This window comes from Streptomyces sp. NRRL S-455 (genome assembly GCF_000717875.1).
GTDB lineage: Bacteria > Actinomycetota > Actinomycetes > Streptomycetales > Streptomycetaceae > Streptomyces.
This window is the reverse complement of the sequence record NZ_JOCT01000002.1, coordinates 248,039-262,727: the sequence shown is the minus strand read 5'-3', so window position 1 is coordinate 262,727 and position 14,689 is coordinate 248,039. Positions and strand designations below refer to the sequence as shown.

At 73.1% G+C, this 14,689-nt stretch carries 10 protein-coding genes; 7 read left to right on the top strand and 3 right to left on the bottom strand.

Annotated elements, in window-relative coordinates; translation table 11 throughout:
- Nucleotides 1–57 precede the first annotated feature (57 nt).
- Both IE97_RS0103775 and IE97_RS0103770 read left to right on the top strand, forming a co-directional pair.
- Nucleotides 58–345 (top strand): DUF1876 domain-containing protein, encoded by a 288-nt coding sequence (locus IE97_RS0103775; protein WP_030230899.1) that lies wholly within the window; start codon nucleotides 58–60, stop codon nucleotides 343–345.
- 64 nt (nucleotides 346–409) lie between these two features.
- Nucleotides 410–1,330, top strand: coding sequence for a DUF1918 domain-containing protein (locus IE97_RS0103770; protein ID WP_030230896.1), 921 nt, complete (start codon nucleotides 410–412; stop codon nucleotides 1,328–1,330).
- Between the two features lie 171 nt (nucleotides 1,331–1,501).
- Here the strand turns inward: IE97_RS0103770 and IE97_RS0103760 are convergent, their stop codons facing one another.
- Together IE97_RS0103760 and IE97_RS0103755 are read right to left on the bottom strand one after the other, a co-directional pair.
- Nucleotides 1,502–3,259, bottom strand: coding sequence for an ABC transporter permease subunit (locus IE97_RS0103760; protein ID WP_030230893.1), 1,758 nt, complete (start codon nucleotides 3,257–3,259; stop codon nucleotides 1,502–1,504).
- A gap of 4 nt (nucleotides 3,260–3,263) precedes the next feature.
- Nucleotides 3,264–4,772: an ABC transporter substrate-binding protein gene (locus tag IE97_RS0103755; RefSeq protein WP_030230888.1), complete on the bottom strand. Its 1,509-nt coding sequence runs from the start codon at nucleotides 4,770–4,772 to the stop codon at nucleotides 3,264–3,266.
- Nucleotides 4,773–4,965: 193 nt separating this feature from the next.
- Here IE97_RS0103755 and IE97_RS0103750 point away from each other — a divergent pair, with 193 nt between their 5' ends.
- The 3 genes from IE97_RS0103750 to IE97_RS0103735 all read left to right on the top strand — a co-directional run bounded on the left by IE97_RS0103750 (nucleotide 4,966) and on the right by IE97_RS0103735 (nucleotide 10,045).
- Nucleotides 4,966–5,814, top strand: coding sequence for an oxygenase MpaB family protein (locus tag IE97_RS0103750; protein WP_030230883.1), 849 nt, complete (start codon nucleotides 4,966–4,968; stop codon nucleotides 5,812–5,814).
- Nucleotides 5,815–5,880: 66 nt separating this feature from the next.
- On the top strand, nucleotides 5,881–8,097 hold the full coding sequence (locus IE97_RS0103745; protein WP_030230880.1) for a serine/threonine-protein kinase: 2,217 nt from the start codon (nucleotides 5,881–5,883) through the stop codon (nucleotides 8,095–8,097).
- A gap of 364 nt (nucleotides 8,098–8,461) precedes the next feature.
- On the top strand, nucleotides 8,462–10,045 hold the full coding sequence (locus IE97_RS0103735) for a phytoene desaturase family protein (protein WP_106975284.1): 1,584 nt from the start codon (nucleotides 8,462–8,464) through the stop codon (nucleotides 10,043–10,045).
- Nucleotides 10,046–10,049: 4 nt separating this feature from the next.
- Here IE97_RS0103735 and IE97_RS0103730 read toward each other — a convergent pair whose 3' ends face one another.
- Nucleotides 10,050–11,774, bottom strand: a complete 1,725-nt coding sequence (locus IE97_RS0103730; RefSeq protein WP_051704832.1) for a serine hydrolase domain-containing protein — start codon at nucleotides 11,772–11,774, stop codon at nucleotides 10,050–10,052.
- 228 nt (nucleotides 11,775–12,002) lie between these two features.
- Between IE97_RS0103730 and IE97_RS0103725 the strand changes: the two genes are divergently transcribed.
- Both IE97_RS0103725 and IE97_RS0103720 read left to right on the top strand, forming a co-directional pair.
- On the top strand, nucleotides 12,003–13,115 hold the full coding sequence (locus IE97_RS0103725) for an NAD(P)H-dependent flavin oxidoreductase (protein ID WP_030230860.1): 1,113 nt from the start codon (nucleotides 12,003–12,005) through the stop codon (nucleotides 13,113–13,115).
- Nucleotides 13,112–14,674: an acyl-CoA synthetase gene (locus IE97_RS0103720; RefSeq protein ID WP_030230856.1), complete on the top strand. Its 1,563-nt coding sequence runs from the start codon at nucleotides 13,112–13,114 to the stop codon at nucleotides 14,672–14,674. The genes IE97_RS0103725 and IE97_RS0103720 overlap by 4 nt, the downstream gene beginning before the upstream one ends.
- Nucleotides 14,675–14,689: the final 15 nt, after the last annotated feature.

Sequence of the window (14,689 nt, the reverse complement as noted above, 5' to 3'; positions counted from 1 at the left end):
CGGGCAGCCCGGCACGTCCGGACCACATCCGTCCGGACCGGGATGAGGAGGGCCGCGATGCCGCACACCCTGGACTGGAACGTCCGGCTCCATCTCTCGGAGGACGACGAGGGAACGACCAGGGCACGAGCCGTGCTGGACACCGGAACCGCCTCGCTCACCGGCCACGGAACGGCGCACTGCCACCCGGCGGACACGAACGTGCCGGAGATCGGCGACGAACTCGCGGCCGGCCGGGCCATGAGGGACCTCGCCCAGCGGCTCCTGGACGCCGCCGAGCACGACATCGAGGGCATGGGCGCGACACGGCTGCGCAGCCGCGAGGCCGCCGCGTGGCTCATGTGACCACAGGGAGCCCAGCGACCCCGGGGGACGCGACAGCACTACCACGAAAGAGAGAGCAGTGGTCATGCATGCTCATCTCGGCGACCAGCTCGTCATCGAAAGCCCGACGACCGGTGCCGCCAGGCGTGACGGCGAGATCGTCGGACTGCACCACCCGGACGGGACGCCTCCCTACGACGTGCGCTGGTCGGACACGGACGAGGTGACGCTCGTCTTCCCCGGGCCCGACGCCCACATCCGTCACCTCGAGCACGAGCCCGGCACCACGGACGGTACCTCCCAGCCGCAGACGGCCCCGGCGCAGGCCTCGCCCCCGGCTGGCCCGCCCACCACAACGCCCCGCCCCGGAGACATCGGACGCCGCGTCGCCGCCGAACGCCGGAGACAGCGGCTGAGCAGGGAGGAAATGGCGCGTCGCGCCCGCATGTCGCCGGAGTACCTGGCGTACGTGGAGGAGCGGCCCGCCGACCCGAGTGTGGCGACGCTCATCAGGCTGGCCCACGCCCTGGGCACCACCGTCGGCTCACTGCGCGGTGGAGGCGGCGACCTCCCGCCCGGTCAGGGGCACGCGCTGCTGCAACCGCGGCTGCGTGACCTCACCCCGGCGGAATGCCGCACCCTGCTCTCCACGCACGGCGTGGGACGGATCGCGATCACGGCGTCCGACGGCCGCCCGGCGGTCGTCCCGGTCAACTACGAGGTCGTCGACGAGGCGATCGTCTTCCGGACCGCGCCCGACTCGGTGCCTGCGGCGTCCGTGGGGACGGACGTCGCCTTCGAGGTCGACCACGTGGACGAGGCCCTGAGCCGGGGCTGGAGCGTGCTCGCCGTGGGACCGGCGAGCGTCGTCACGGACCCCGACGCCATACGGGCGCTCAGCCGGGGCGCGCACACCACGCCATGGGCGGGCGGTGAACGTGAGATGTGGGTGTCGATCCGCCCCGTCACCCTCACCGGACGCCGCATCACCGCGGCCGACCGGTAGGCGGCGCGCTCGTCGCCGCCCGCCCCCGGAGGGGGTTGGGCCGGCTTGCCGCCAGGCGTGATGCCGACCTGAAGTACGTTCTGCGCGACGACGAGAGCCACATGCTCGACGAGTGAGGAACGGCGAGCATCAGGCGGCCCGCCTCGTGGACACCACGGGGCGGGCCGCCTGCTACTCGCCCTTCTCGCGTCCCAGCACGCCGGCCGTCACCGCCAGCACGGACAGCACCACCAGCGCGGCGGCCGGGCCCAGCACCGTCCAGGGGGCCAGTTCGGCGTACGGCTGATTCTCCGACAGCAGCCGGCCCCACTCGGGTGTGGGCGGCTGTTCACCCAGGCCGAGGAAGCCGAGCGAGGCCAGCACCAGGACGGTGGTGGGCAGCCGCAGCAGGGCGTTGCGGACGAGGGCCGGTGCGACCGCGGGGAGCAGGTGGCGGCGCAGCAGGTGCGGTCGCCCCGCGCCGAGTGCGACGGACGCGGCGATGTGACCGCTCGCGCGTTCCTGTTCCAGCAGCGCCGCGGTCTGCGCGGCGTAGGGGCTCCAGCCGACCACGCAGACCGCGCACGCCGCTCCCCACACCGACGGGCCGGTCACGCCCGCGATCAGCAGCCCGGTGAGGACGGCGGGCAGCGTCGACACCACCTCCGTGGGACCGGCGCTCGCCCGCGGGGCCATGCCCAGCAGGAGCCCGGTGACGGCGCTGATCACGGTCACGGTGAGGGCGACGCCCGCGGTGCGCAGCGCCCCGTGGCCCAGCCGGGCCAGCAGGTCCCGGCCCAACGCGTCCGTGCCCAGGGGGTGTCCGGGGGACGGGGGCAGCAGCCGGGCCGCGGTGTCGACCTGCAGCGGGTCGCGCAGCAGGCCCGCCGTGACGAGGGAGAGCAGGGCGAGCGCGCAGGCGGCGGTGAGCCAGCGCAGGGAGCGCGGCGGGATGAGCGGAGGGCGGTGCAGGGCGGGCAGGGCGCCCTCGCGCAGCGGACGGCCCAGGAGCGAGTGGCGAAGGGCCCGGATCAGCATGCCGGCACCCACGCCCAGCAGGACCAACGCCAGCGTCGTGGTCTGCAGCACCGGGAGGTCCTGCGCGACGGCGGCCTCCAGGGCGAGCCGGCCGAGCCCCGGGACATTGAAGATCTTCTCCACGGCGACCGCGCCGCCGACCAGACCGACGACGGTCGGCAGCAGCTGGGGCAGCATGCCGGGCAGGGTACGGCGCAGCGCGTCGCGGGCGATGTGGCCGGGCGGGAGCCCCACGGCGTACGCCGTGCGCGCCCACGGTTCGCCGAAGGCCGCGGGCAGCGCCTGATCGAGCAGACCGCCGAGCACCGCGCCCGACGGGACGCCGAGGGCCAGTGAGGGCAGCACCATCGACTGCGGCCCCTCCCACCCGCTGGACGGGAACCACCCCCACCACACCCCGCACACCGTGGCCAGTACCGAGGCGAGCAGGAACTTGGGCAGCGCGGCCAGCACGGCGGCCGTGGCGCCCGACCGGTCCCGCCGAAGCCGGCGCCGGGAGCCGAGGAAGACCGTACGGGCGCACACCAGCGCGGCCACCGCGACCGTGACCGCGAACGCACCCAGCATCAGTGTCAGCGAGACCGACAGCGCGGCCCCCACCTGCGGCATCACCGGCTCGCCCGAGACCCACGAGACGCCCGCGTCCCCGCGCGGCAGGCCGCCCAGCCAGTGCGCGAGATGAGCGAGCGGTCCCTCGTCCAGCCCCAACTCTTCCCGTACGAGCGACAGCTCGGCCGGTGTCGGGTTCTGGTCGGCGGAGCGGGCCCGCAGCACCGTGCGCGCCGGGTCCGTCCCGGACAGCCACGGCAGCAGCGCCACCGCACCGAGCAGCGCCACTCCCGCGAGCACACGGCCGACCGCCGCCGGCCAGAGGGACAGGCGGGCGGCGGTGGGGGCGTGCGCGAGACTCATGCGGCTACTTCAGACGCGTGTCGACGTCGACCAGGGAACGCTCGCGCGGGTCGAGGATCACACCCTCGACGTCGGTCGCGATGCCCTGGACCGCCTGCTCGTGGACCAGCGGAACCACGGCGTCGGTGCGCAGGATGTCCGCCTCCGCCCGCATGATCTTCTCCTGCCGGCGCTCCGTGTCGCGCTCCGCGGCCGCGGCCCGGATGGCCTTGTCCACCGCGGCGTCCTTGAGGCCGGCGATGTTGTAGACACCGTCGCTGGTGAAGTCGCTGGCGAGGTAGTCGACCGCGTCACCGGTGTCGAGGAGGGTCACCCGGGAGAAGACGAGGGCGTCGTACTTCCCGGCGAGCAGGTCGGCCTCCATCTGCGTGTACTCGCGCACGTCCTGCTTCACCGTGAACCCGGCCTTCTCCAACTGCTGCTGGAGCACGGTCGCGGCCTCGGGAAGCTCCGCCCGGTTGGTGTAGGTGGCCAGCCGCAGCGTCCTGCCCTTGGTCTCGGCCTTCACCCGGGCGTGGGAAGCGGCCTCGGCGCGGCCGGTCACGGCCACCCGCTTGTCCGCGGCCCAGGGGACGGCGGGCCCGAACAGCCCCTTCCCGGGGTCGGCGTATCCGCCGAAGACGGAGTCGACCAGCGCGGCACCGTCGACGGCCTCGCGGGCGGCGGAACGCAGCGCGGGATCGGTGAACAGGCCGCTGCGGGTGTTGAGGATCAGGCTGTCGGTGCGCACCGAGGGCACTTCGCGCCGGGTGCCCTCGGGCAGCAGCTTCGCCTGGGCGGTGGGGATCCACTCGGCGATGTCGGCCTCGCCGCCGCGCAGCGCGTTGGCGCGGGCCGTGCCGTCCGCGATCCAGCTCACGTCGATGCCCGGTGCCTTCGCCTTGCCGCCCCAGTAGCCGTCGAAGCGGTCGAGCCTCGCCTTGGTTTTGCCGTTCAGCCGGGTGATCTCGAACGGGCCGGTTCCGGTGCCGACCGGGCTCACGGTGCCGTCCTTCGCGTACGCCTTCGCGGACAGGATCGCGAGCGCGGGGCTGGCCAGCCGAAGCGGCAGCACCGGGTCGGGTGACTTGGTGGTCAGGGTGACGGTGTCGGCGTCCTCGGCCTTGGCGGTCAGGGTCACGTCGCTCAGGACACGGGGCTTGGGCTTGGCCGAGCCGGCGTGGCCGAGCGCGTTGACGACGGCCTGGGCGGTGAGCTCGGTGCCGTCCTGGAACTCGGCCTTGCGCAGCTCGAAGGTCCAGGTGGTGTCGCCGTCCTGCTTCCAGGACTTCGCCAGCGCGGGCTTGGCCGTACCGTTCCTGCCGAGGGCGGTGAGCCCCTCGGCGACGGACAGCTTGCTCAGCACGGTGGCGTCGTTGCTGTAGGGGGACAGGGCCTGCGCCGGGGGTACGGCCAGTGCGATCCGCAGCCGTCCACCCGATCCCGCTCCGCCGCTGTCGCCTTGCGCGAAGCAGCCGGACAGCAAGGGCGTGAGGGCGAGTACCGCTATGAGGCCGCGGGTGGTGGTGCGCACGTGGGGTCCTGTCGTGTTTCTAGGGGGCATGCCGTCGCAGACCGCTGCGGGCCTTGATCGACACGCGACAATATAAGGGCAGCCTTACCAAAGTTCGCAATGGCAAGGTGAAATCTCAACAACTGGACGGTCTACGCATGTCGACCGAGGGACCGCACTGTGTCATCGTGGCCGCCGGGCGGAGGTGAGTCGCATGACCGGCGCGGATCCCGGGCTGTTCGGTCCGACATCGGTGACCTGGCAGCTGCACGGCGACCCGATGATGTGGATCGCCGGCATCCGGGCGCTCTACCTCCAGGCCCTGCACCCACGCGCGGTACGCGGTGTCCTGCAGAACTCCGATTTCCGGCGTGACGCCTGGGGCCGCCTCATGCGCACCGCGAACTTCGTCGGCACGACGACGTACGGCACCACGGAGGCCGCGGAACGGGCGGGCGCCCGCGTCCGGAAGATCCACGGCATGCTGACGGCGACCGACCCGGACACCGGCGAACGCTACGGCGTCGGCGAACCCGGCCTGCTGCTGTGGGTGCACTGCGCCGAGATCGACTCCTACCTGGACGTCCTGCGCAGGTCCGGCCTCCGCCTGACCGATGCGGCGGCCGACCGCTACATCGGCGAACACCGGGAGAGCGCACGACTGGTGGGCCTCGACCCCGGAGCCGTACCCGGCGACCGGGCCGAACTCGCCGCGTACTTCGAGAAGGTGCGCCCGCACCTGGCCGCCGGTACCGAGGCACGCGAGGTGGACGACTTCCTGCTACGCCCGCCGACGCACCCGCTCCTCGTACCGGCGCGCGAGGTGCTGTGGCGGCGCGTGGCCCAACTGGCGTACGCCTCCCTGCCGCCGTACGCCCACGAGCTGTACGGCAGACCGGCCCCCGCACCCGCCACCGTCACCCGGCAACTGCGCCACACCGGTCTCCTGTTGCGCCGCGTTCCCGCACGTCTGCGCTGGCAACTCCCGCCGAAACACATCCTGCGCGCGATGGCGAGGCTCGGCCCGGACGCGCGCCCGGCACCGTACAAACTCGGACGATAGGCCGCCATACTGGATGCGCCATGGGGAGGGGCGGGCGAACAGCTACCGGGGGGAGCGTCGCGCGACATGGGGGACAGCAGACTCATCCACGGCCGGTACCGGCTGCTCGATCTGATCGGGCGCGGCGGCATGGGCGAGGTGTGGCGGGCACGGGACGAGTCCCTGGGCCGGCACGTCGCCGTCAAGTGCCTCAAGCCGCCGAGCCCGCACCACGACCACGCCTTCACCCGTGTGCTGCGGGAGCGGTTCCGCCGTGAGGCCCGGGTGGCCGCCGCGCTCCAGCACCGCGGCATCACCGTCGTCCACGACTTCGGCGAGTCCGACGGTGTCCTGTACCTCGTCATGGAGCTGCTGGACGGCCGCAACCTCAGCCAGCTCCTGGAGGACAACAAGCAGCACCCGCTGCCGGTCGCGGACGTGGTCGAGATCGCCGAGCAGGTCGCCGCCGCCCTGGCCTACTGCCACGAACAGGGCATCGTCCACCGCGACCTGAAGCCCGCCAACATCGTGCGGATCGGCGACGGCACGGTGAAGATCTGCGACTTCGGCATCGCCCGCCTCGGCCACGACATCGGCTTCACCTCCCGGCTGACCGGCACCGGCATCGCCATGGGCACCCCGCACTACATGTCCCCGGAGCAGATCAGCGGTACCGAGGTCGACCAGCGCAGCGACCTGTACTCGTTCGGCTGCGTGCTCTACGAGATCGCCACCGGTGTACCGCCGTTCGACCTCGACGACGCCTGGGCGGTCCTCGTCGGGCACCGCGACACCCCGCCCCGCCCGCCGCGCGAGCACCGGCCCGAACTGCCCGAATACCTCGAACGGATCGTCCTGGACCTGCTCGCCAAGGAACCCGGCCAACGCCCCGGCGACGCCCGTGAGCTGGCCCGCCGGATCAGCGCGCACCGGGCCGCGCCGGCGTACGTGCCGGCCGTCCTGGCCGGCCGGCACGCTCCGGATGCCGTGGCGCACGCGGGACGGCTGCCGTCCTGGACCCGTGGCATGACCACCGGCCACAAGGCGGCCGGATCGGGGCTGCGCACGACGCCACCGGATCCGGCGGCCGGACTGTCCGGCGAGTGGATCGCCCGGCCGGCCACCGGCCCCGTCGCGGAACTCGTCCCCGAGGAGCGGCCCGCACCGCCCCCGGAGGTCCTGACCTCCCTGGCCGGCCGGCACAACGCGGGCCTGAGCCTGGGCCGGCTCGGCCGCTGGGCGGAGGCGGGGGAGGTGCACCGCGCGGTCGCCGCCGAACGCGAGCACCTCCTCGGGCCCGACCACCCCGACACCCTCGCCAGCCGCTACGAGGTCGCCTTCACCCTCAGCCGCACCGGCCGCGCCGCGGACGCCCTGCGCGAGTACAAGCTCGTCACCGAGGCAAGAATCCGCACGCTCGGCGCCGACCATCCCGACACCCTCGCCGCACGACAGGAGATGGCGTACGTGCTCGGCCAACTGGGCCGCCCCTTCGACGCCCACCGGGTGTACACGTCGGTGCTCACCGCCCGTGAACGCACCATGGGCTCCGATCACCCCGACACCCTGCGCTGCCGGCACAACCTCGCCTTCAACCTCAGCCGCCTCGGCCGCCTGGAGGACTCCCACCGCATGGCCCGTGAGGTGGCCGCGGCCCGCGCCCGGGTGCTCGGGCCCGACCACCCCGACACTCTCGTCACCCGCTACGAAGTCGCCTACGCGCTCGGCCAGCTGGGCCGCTGGGCCGAGGCCCTGGAGACCTACCGCGAGGTCGCCGAGGCACGCGCCCGTGCCCTCGGCCCCGACCACCCCGACACGCTCGCCGCCCGGCACGAGATCGGCATCAGCCTGGGCCGCCTCGGCCGCAGCGCGGAGGCCCTGGACGTGTACGGCGACCTGGCCGAGGACCGCACCCGCGTCCAGGGCCCCACCCACCCGGAGACACTGCGCGCCCGCCACGGCCGCTGCGTCAACCTCGGGCGGCTGGGCCGCTGGGAGGAGGCCCTGGCCGAGTCCCGCGAGGTGAGCGAGATCCGCGAGCGGGTCCTCGGCCCCGACCACCCGGACACCCTGGTCAGCCGTCGCGAGGTCGCCGTCGGGCTGGGCTGGCTGGGCCGCTGGGCCGACGCGCTCACCGAGTACCGGCACGTGGCCGCCGCTCGCGAAGCAGTCCTCGGCGCGGACCATCCCGACACGCTCGCCAGCCGTAACGACGAGGCGCACTGCCTCCAGCGACTGGGCCGGAACACCGAGTCGGCGGCGCTCTACCGCAGGGTGGCCGAGCTGCGTCAACTGCGCGCGTAGGGGGCCGCGAGATCCTGCCGACGTACCGCACCCGCCGGTGGGCCGCAGATGGCGGCCGCGTGGGACATCGGCGGTTGTGCTGTCCGGCGGCCCACGCCGAGGCCGGGCGGTGGGGTGGCCCGGCGGGGTGGGCTCGGCCTCCTGGTCGCCTCGTCGACGGACCATGCTGATGGAGGGCTGGGGCGGGCTCGACGCGGCGAACCCGTCGACGTACCACCCGCCGGTGGGCCTAGCCGTGGCGGACTGCGCGGCATCGGACGGCTGAGCCGCCCGGCGGACGGCGCCGGTGCCGGCTGATGTCCGACGGCTCGAGCGCCCGGCTGCCCGTCTGGCCGACCCGGAACGCCCCGTGTTACGAAGAACCATGACCGCACCCGAGGGATCCCGCGCACACCGGACGTACGACGCCGTCATCGTCGGCGGCGGGCACAACGGCCTGGTCGCCGCCGCCTACCTGGCCCGGGCCGGCCGCTCCGTCCTCGTCCTGGAGCGGCTGGACCACACCGGCGGCGCAGCCGTGTCCACACGGCCCTTCGCCGGGGTCGACGCCCGGCTGTCCCGCTACTCCTACCTGGTCAGCCTGCTGCCGAAGAAGATCGTCCGGGACCTCGGTCTGGACTTCCGGGTCCGCACCCGTACCGTCTCCTCCTACACGCCGACCGAACGCGACGGCCGGCCCACCGGGCTCCTCGTCGGCGGCGGCGAACGGCGTACCAGGGAGGCCTTCGCCCGGCTCACCGGCTCCGACCGCGAGTACCGCGCCTGGCAGGAGTTCTACGGCATGACCGGCCGAGTAGCCCAGCGGCTCTTCCCGACCCTCACGGAGCCCCTGCCCACGCGCGAGGAGCTGCGTCGCCGCCTCGACGACGAGGACGCCTGGCGGATGCTGTTCGAGGAGCCGATCGGGGTCGCCGTCGAGTCGTACTTCGCCGACGACCTGGTGCGCGGCGTGGTCCTCACCGACGCGCTCATCGGCACCTTCGCCGACGCCCACGACCCCTCCCTGAAGCAGAACCGCTGCTTCCTCTACCACGTGATCGGCGGCGGCACCGGCGACTGGGACGTCCCGGTCGGCGGCATGGGCGCCCTCACCGACGCGCTGGCCGACGCGGCCCGCGCGGCGGGCGCCGTCATCGCCACCGGTCACGAGGCGCTGCGCGTCGCCACGGACGGCAGGACAGCCGAAGTCACCTACCGCACGGCCGACGGCGACGGCACCGTCGCCGCCCGGCACGTCCTGGTGAACGCCTCCCCACAGGCCCTGGCGGAACTGACCGGCGACACGCCCGGGGAACCCGCCGAGGGGGCCCAGCTGAAGGTGAACATGCTGCTGCAGCGACTGCCCCGGCTCCGTGACAGCGCCGTCGACCCGCGCGAGGCGTTCGCCGGCACGTTCCACATCGCCGAGGGCTACGGGCAACTGGCCACCGCCCACGCCCAGGCCGCCGCCGGTGAGCTGCCCGCGGCACCGCCCTCCGAGATCTACTGCCACTCGCTCACCGACCCGACCATCCTCGCCCCCGGCCTGGCCGAGCAGGGCTACCAGACGCTCACGCTCTTCGGCCTGCACACCCCGGCCCGCCTGTTCGAGCGGGACAACGACGGCGTACGCGACGACCTCCTGAAGTCGACACTCGCCCAGCTCGACGCCCACCTGGCCGAACCCCTCGCCGGCTGCCTGGCCACCGACGCGGACGGACGGCCCTGCATCGAGGCGAAGACGCCGCTCGACCTGGAGCGGGACCTCGGGCTGCCCGGCGGCAACATCTTCCACCGCGAGCTGAGCTGGCCCCACGCCCAGGACGGAACCGGCCGCTGGGGTGTGGAGACCCGGCACGCGAACGTGCTGCTCTGCGGGGCCGGTGCGGTGCGCGGGGGCGGGGTGAGCGGGGTGCCGGGGCACAACGCGGCGATGGCGGTCCTGGAGCTGGAGAGGGAACTCCAGTGACTCCTCAGTCGGCCGAGGGTGTCCACCCCACCGCATGGACGCGTGACGCGTCCGCCGGGCGGGTCTCGTCGAACAGGACACCGCCGGCCGTCGTCACGCGCAGCCCGTCGACGTAGCACCCGCGGCCGACGTACAGCCGGTTCGTGGCGTACCGCCAGCGCAGGGCGAGCCCCCGCTCGCTGGGCAGGTCGGCCGTGAGCCGGTGCCAGACCCGGCCGGACCAGCCGGTGACCGAGCCCGACGCATGCTGCCGGGGTTCCTCGCCCCGGCGGGACGTGGTGAAGGGAACCGGCCGCCAGGTCGTGCCACCGTCGGTCGTCGCCTCCAGGACCAGGACATCGGCGGTCGGCTCGGTGTCCCACCACAGCGCACACCGCAGCCGCGCCCCGCCGGACGAGGTGTCGAGTGCGGGGAGGGCGAGCGTCGCCGTCGCGGAGACGGCCGTCCCGGAGAACCAGGCGGTGCGTCCCCGCACCGGCCGCACCGGCACGGCCCGTGCCAGGTTGTTCGCCGCCGCAACCCGGGGCGCTGATCCGGAACGCCAACTCCGCACCGGATGAACCGAGTTGCCGAGGACGACGAGGAACGAGTCGGTCGTCGGGTCGAGCACCAGCGAGGTGCCCGTGAAACCGGTGTGACCGGCGCTGCGCGGCGTGGCCATGGCCCCCATGTACCAGTGCTGGTAGAGCTCGAAGCCGAGGCCGTGCTCGTCGCCGGGGAACGCGGTGTTGAAGTCGGTGAACATCAGCTCCACCGACTCGGGTGCGAGGATGCGGGCCCGGCCGTAGACACCGCCGTTGAGCAGTGCCCGGCCGAGGACCGCCAGATCCCACGCGTCGGAGAACACGCCCGCGTGCCCCGCGACCCCGCCGAGGCTGAAGGCGTTCTCGTCGTGCACCTCGCCCCACACCAGGCCCCGGTCGATGCCGGACCAGGGCGGGCGCGCGTCCTCCGTGGCCGCGATCTTCGGACGCCAGGAGGCGGGCGGGTTGTAGCGGGTGCGGCGCAGGCCGAGCGGCTCGGTGATCTCGTCGCGCAGCAGGGCGTCCAGGGTGCGGCCGGTGATCCGTTCCAGCACCAGCTGGAGCGAGATGAGGTTCAGGTCCGAGTACAGGTACGCGGTGCCCGGGGCGCTCACCGGCTTCTCGTCCCAGATGAGCTCGAGCTTCCCCTCGTACGTCGGAGCGCTGTAGAGCGGGATCCAGGCGCGGAAACCCGAGGTGTGGGTGAGGAGCTGGCGGACCGTGATGTCCTGCTTGCCCGCGCGGGCGAAGCCCGGCAGGTACGAGGCGACCTTCGCCTCCAGCCGCAGCGTGCCCCGCTCGATCTGCTGCACGGCGAGGATCGAGGTGAACAGCTTCGACACCGATGCCAGGTCGAAGACGGTGTCCTCGGCCATCGGGATCTGCTCGCCTGCCGGGAACTCGACGCCGGTGCCGGTCTTCTCGTCGTAGGCCCGGTAGCGCACCGCCATGCCGATGGGCCGGTGCAGGGCTACGGTGCCGCCCCGCCCGGCCAGCAGGACGGCGCCCGCGTACCAGGGGTGCTCGGGGGAGGGGCCCAGGAACGCCTCGGCGTCGGTGACGAGACGGCGCAGATGGGACGAGAGCAGCCCGGCGCGAGCGGCCGAGCCGTGCCGCAGGGTGGGGTGGTGGCTGGTCACCGCCGGGGCGGCTTCGGCGGGGCCGGCGGGTAAGGAGGCCAGGGCGAGCGCACCGCCCAGAGCCATTGTGCCCCTGCCCAGTTGCCGCCGCGTGAGTGCACCGTTCGACGTTCTGTCCGACGCTCCCTCGGTCACCGCACGCCCCTTCGCCTCAGTCGTCACCCGCGTCCCCGGAAGTATGTCCGCCGCACCCCTTCGCGAACCCGGGCGAGTGCGCGTCGGACGGTGCGACCGATCTGACGGAGCATCAGAAAAACTCTTCCGTCCTCGGGAGGACTCCGGCATCCTGCGCCCATGCAGACGGAGCTGAGCCAGAAACTGGGAGTCGAGCACGCCGTCTTCGGCTTCACGCCGTTCCCCGCCGTCGCCGCGGCCATCAGCCGGGCCGGCGGCTTCGGAGTGCTCGGCGCGGTGCGCTACACCGACCCCGACGAGCTCAAACGCGACCTGGACTGGGTCGAGGCGCATGTCGACGGCCGCCCGTACGGACTGGACGTGGTGATGCCGGCGAAGAAGGTGGAGGGCGTCACCGAGGCCGACGTCGAAGCGATGATCCCCGAGGGACACCGGCAGTTCGTCCGGGACACCCTCGCCGAACACGGTGTGCCCGGACTCGCCGAGGGCGAGGCCTCCGGCTGGCGCATCACCGGCTGGATGGAGCAGGTCGCCCGCACCCAGCTGGACGTCGCCTTCGACTATCCGATCCGGCTCCTCGCCAACGCCCTCGGCTCGCCGCCCGCCGACGTCGTGGCCCGGGCCCACGACCGCGACGTCCTCGTCGCGGCCCTCGCGGGCAGCGCCCGGCACGCCCGCAAACACAAGGACGCCGGGATCGACATCGTCGTGGCGCAGGGCTACGAGGCCGGCGGCCACACCGGCGAGATCGCCTCCATGGTGCTCACACCCGAGGTCGTCGACGCCGTCGCCCCACTGCCCGTCCTGGCCGCCGGCGGCATCGGCAGTGGCCAGCAGGTGGCGGCCGCACTCACACTCGGGGCTCAAGGGGTGTGGCTGGGATCCATATGGCTGACCACCACAGAAGCGGATCTCCACTCGCCGGCCCTGACCCGCAAACTGCTCGCGGCCGGCTCCGGCGACACCGTCCGCTCCCGCGCGCTGACCGGCAAGCCCGCACGCCAGCTGCGCACCGAGTGGACGGACGCCTGGGACGACCCGGCAGGGCCCGGAACGCTTCCCATGCCGCTGCAGGGCCTGCTCGTCGCCGAGGCCGTCTCGCGCATCCAGAAGTACGAGGTCGAACCCCTGCTCGGCACCCCGGTGGGGCAGATCGTCGGCCGGATGAACAGCGAACGCAGCGTCCAGGCCGTCTTCGACGACCTCACCCGCGGCTTCGAACAGGCAGTGGACCGCATCAACCGCATCGCCCGAGGGAGCGGCCAGTCATGAGCACACCGGTGAGCACACCCCCGGCGGGCTTCTGGGCCCAGGCCACACAGGACCCCCACCGCAAGGTGCTCGTCGCACCCGACGGCGAGGAGTGGACCGCCGGACGTCTGCACGCCGACGCCAACCGCCTCGTGCACGGCCTGCGCGCGGCCGGGCTGGACCGCGGCGACACCCTCGCGGTGGTCCTTCCCAACGGCGTCGAGTTCCTCACCGCCTATCTCGCCGCCAGCCAGGCCGGGTTCTACCTCGTTCCCGTCAACCACCACCTGGTCGGGCCGGAGATCGCGTGGATCGTCTCCGACTCCGGCGCCAAGGTCCTCCTCGCCCACGAGCGCTTCGCCGCTGCCGCGCGTGCCGCAGCCGACGAAGCCGGCCTCCCGGCGACCCACCGGTACGCGGTCGGCGCGGTCGAGGGCTTCCGCCCGTACACCGAACTCCTCGACGGACAGCCCGGGTCGGCGCCCTCCGACCGCACCCTCGGCTGGGTCATGAACTACACCTCGGGCACCACCGGCCGCCCGCGCGGCATCCGCCGCCCACTGCCCGGCAAACCCCCGGAGCAGGCCTACCTCGGCGGTTTCCTCGGCATCTTCGGCATCCGGCCGTTCGACGGCAACGTGCACCTCGTGTGCTCACCGCTGTACCACACGGCCGTCCTCCAGTTCGCGGGCGCGTCCCTGCACATCGGCCACCGCCTGGTCCTGATGGACAAGTGGACACCCGAGGAGATGCTCCGCCTCATCGACGGCCACCGCTGCACCCACACCCATATGGTCCCCACCCAGTTCCACCGCCTCCTCGCCCTGCCGGACGAGGTGAAGGACGGCTACGACGTCTCCTCCATGCGGCACGCGATCCACGGTGCGGCCCCATGCCCCGACCACGTGAAGCGGGCCATGCTCGACTGGTGGGGCCCCTGTGTGGAGGAGTACTACGCGGCCAGCGAGGGAGGCGGTGCCTTCGCCACGGCCGAGGACTGGCTGAAGAAGCCCGGCACCGTCGGCAAGGCCTGGCCCATCAGCGAACTCGCGATCTTCGACGACGACGGCAACCGCCTGCCCCCGGGCGAACTCGGCACCGTCTACATGAAGATGAACACCGGCGGATTCTCCTACCACAAGGACGAGGCCAAGACCCGCAAGAACCGCATCGGCGACTTCTTCACCGTCGGCGACCTCGGCCATCTCGACGAGGACGGCTACCTCTTCCTGCGCGACCGCAAGATCGACCTGATCATCTCCGGCGGCGTCAACATCTACCCGGCCGAAATCGAGTCGGCCCTGCTCGCGCACCCCGCCGTCGCGGACGCCGCCGTCTTCGGCATCCCGCACGAGGACTGGGGCGAGGAAGTGAAGGCGGTCGTCGAACCGGCCCCGGGGCACCGGCCCGGGCCCGCCCTCGCGGCCGACATCCTCGACCACTGCGCGCACCGGCTCGCCGGCTACAAGCGGCCCAGGAGCGTCGACTTCATCGCCGAGATGCCCCGCGATCCCAACGGCAAGCTGTACAAGCGGCGGCTGCGCGAGCCGTACTGGGAGGGCCGGACCCGCCCGGTGTGACACGGGGGCGCCGCC

Excerpts from the sequence above, each read along its gene's own strand:
- IE97_RS0103775 (WP_030230899.1), top strand. The coding sequence starts at position 58 with ATGCCGCACACCCTGGACTGGAACGTCCGGCTCCATCTCTCGGAGGAC.
- IE97_RS0103770 (WP_030230896.1), top strand. The coding sequence starts at position 410 with ATGCATGCTCATCTCGGCGACCAGCTCGTCATCGAAAGCCCGACGACC.
- IE97_RS0103760 (WP_030230893.1), bottom strand. The coding sequence starts at position 3,259 with ATGAGTCTCGCGCACGCCCCCACCGCCGCCCGCCTGTCCCTCTGGCCG.
- IE97_RS0103750 (WP_030230883.1), top strand. The coding sequence starts at position 4,966 with ATGACCGGCGCGGATCCCGGGCTGTTCGGTCCGACATCGGTGACCTGG.
- IE97_RS0103745 (WP_030230880.1), top strand. The coding sequence starts at position 5,881 with ATGGGGGACAGCAGACTCATCCACGGCCGGTACCGGCTGCTCGATCTG.
- IE97_RS0103735 (WP_106975284.1), top strand. The coding sequence starts at position 8,462 with ATGACCGCACCCGAGGGATCCCGCGCACACCGGACGTACGACGCCGTC.
- IE97_RS0103730 (WP_051704832.1), bottom strand. The coding sequence starts at position 11,774 with ATGGCTCTGGGCGGTGCGCTCGCCCTGGCCTCCTTACCCGCCGGCCCC.
- IE97_RS0103725 (WP_030230860.1), top strand. The coding sequence starts at position 12,003 with ATGCAGACGGAGCTGAGCCAGAAACTGGGAGTCGAGCACGCCGTCTTC.
- IE97_RS0103720 (WP_030230856.1), top strand. The coding sequence starts at position 13,112 with ATGAGCACACCGGTGAGCACACCCCCGGCGGGCTTCTGGGCCCAGGCC.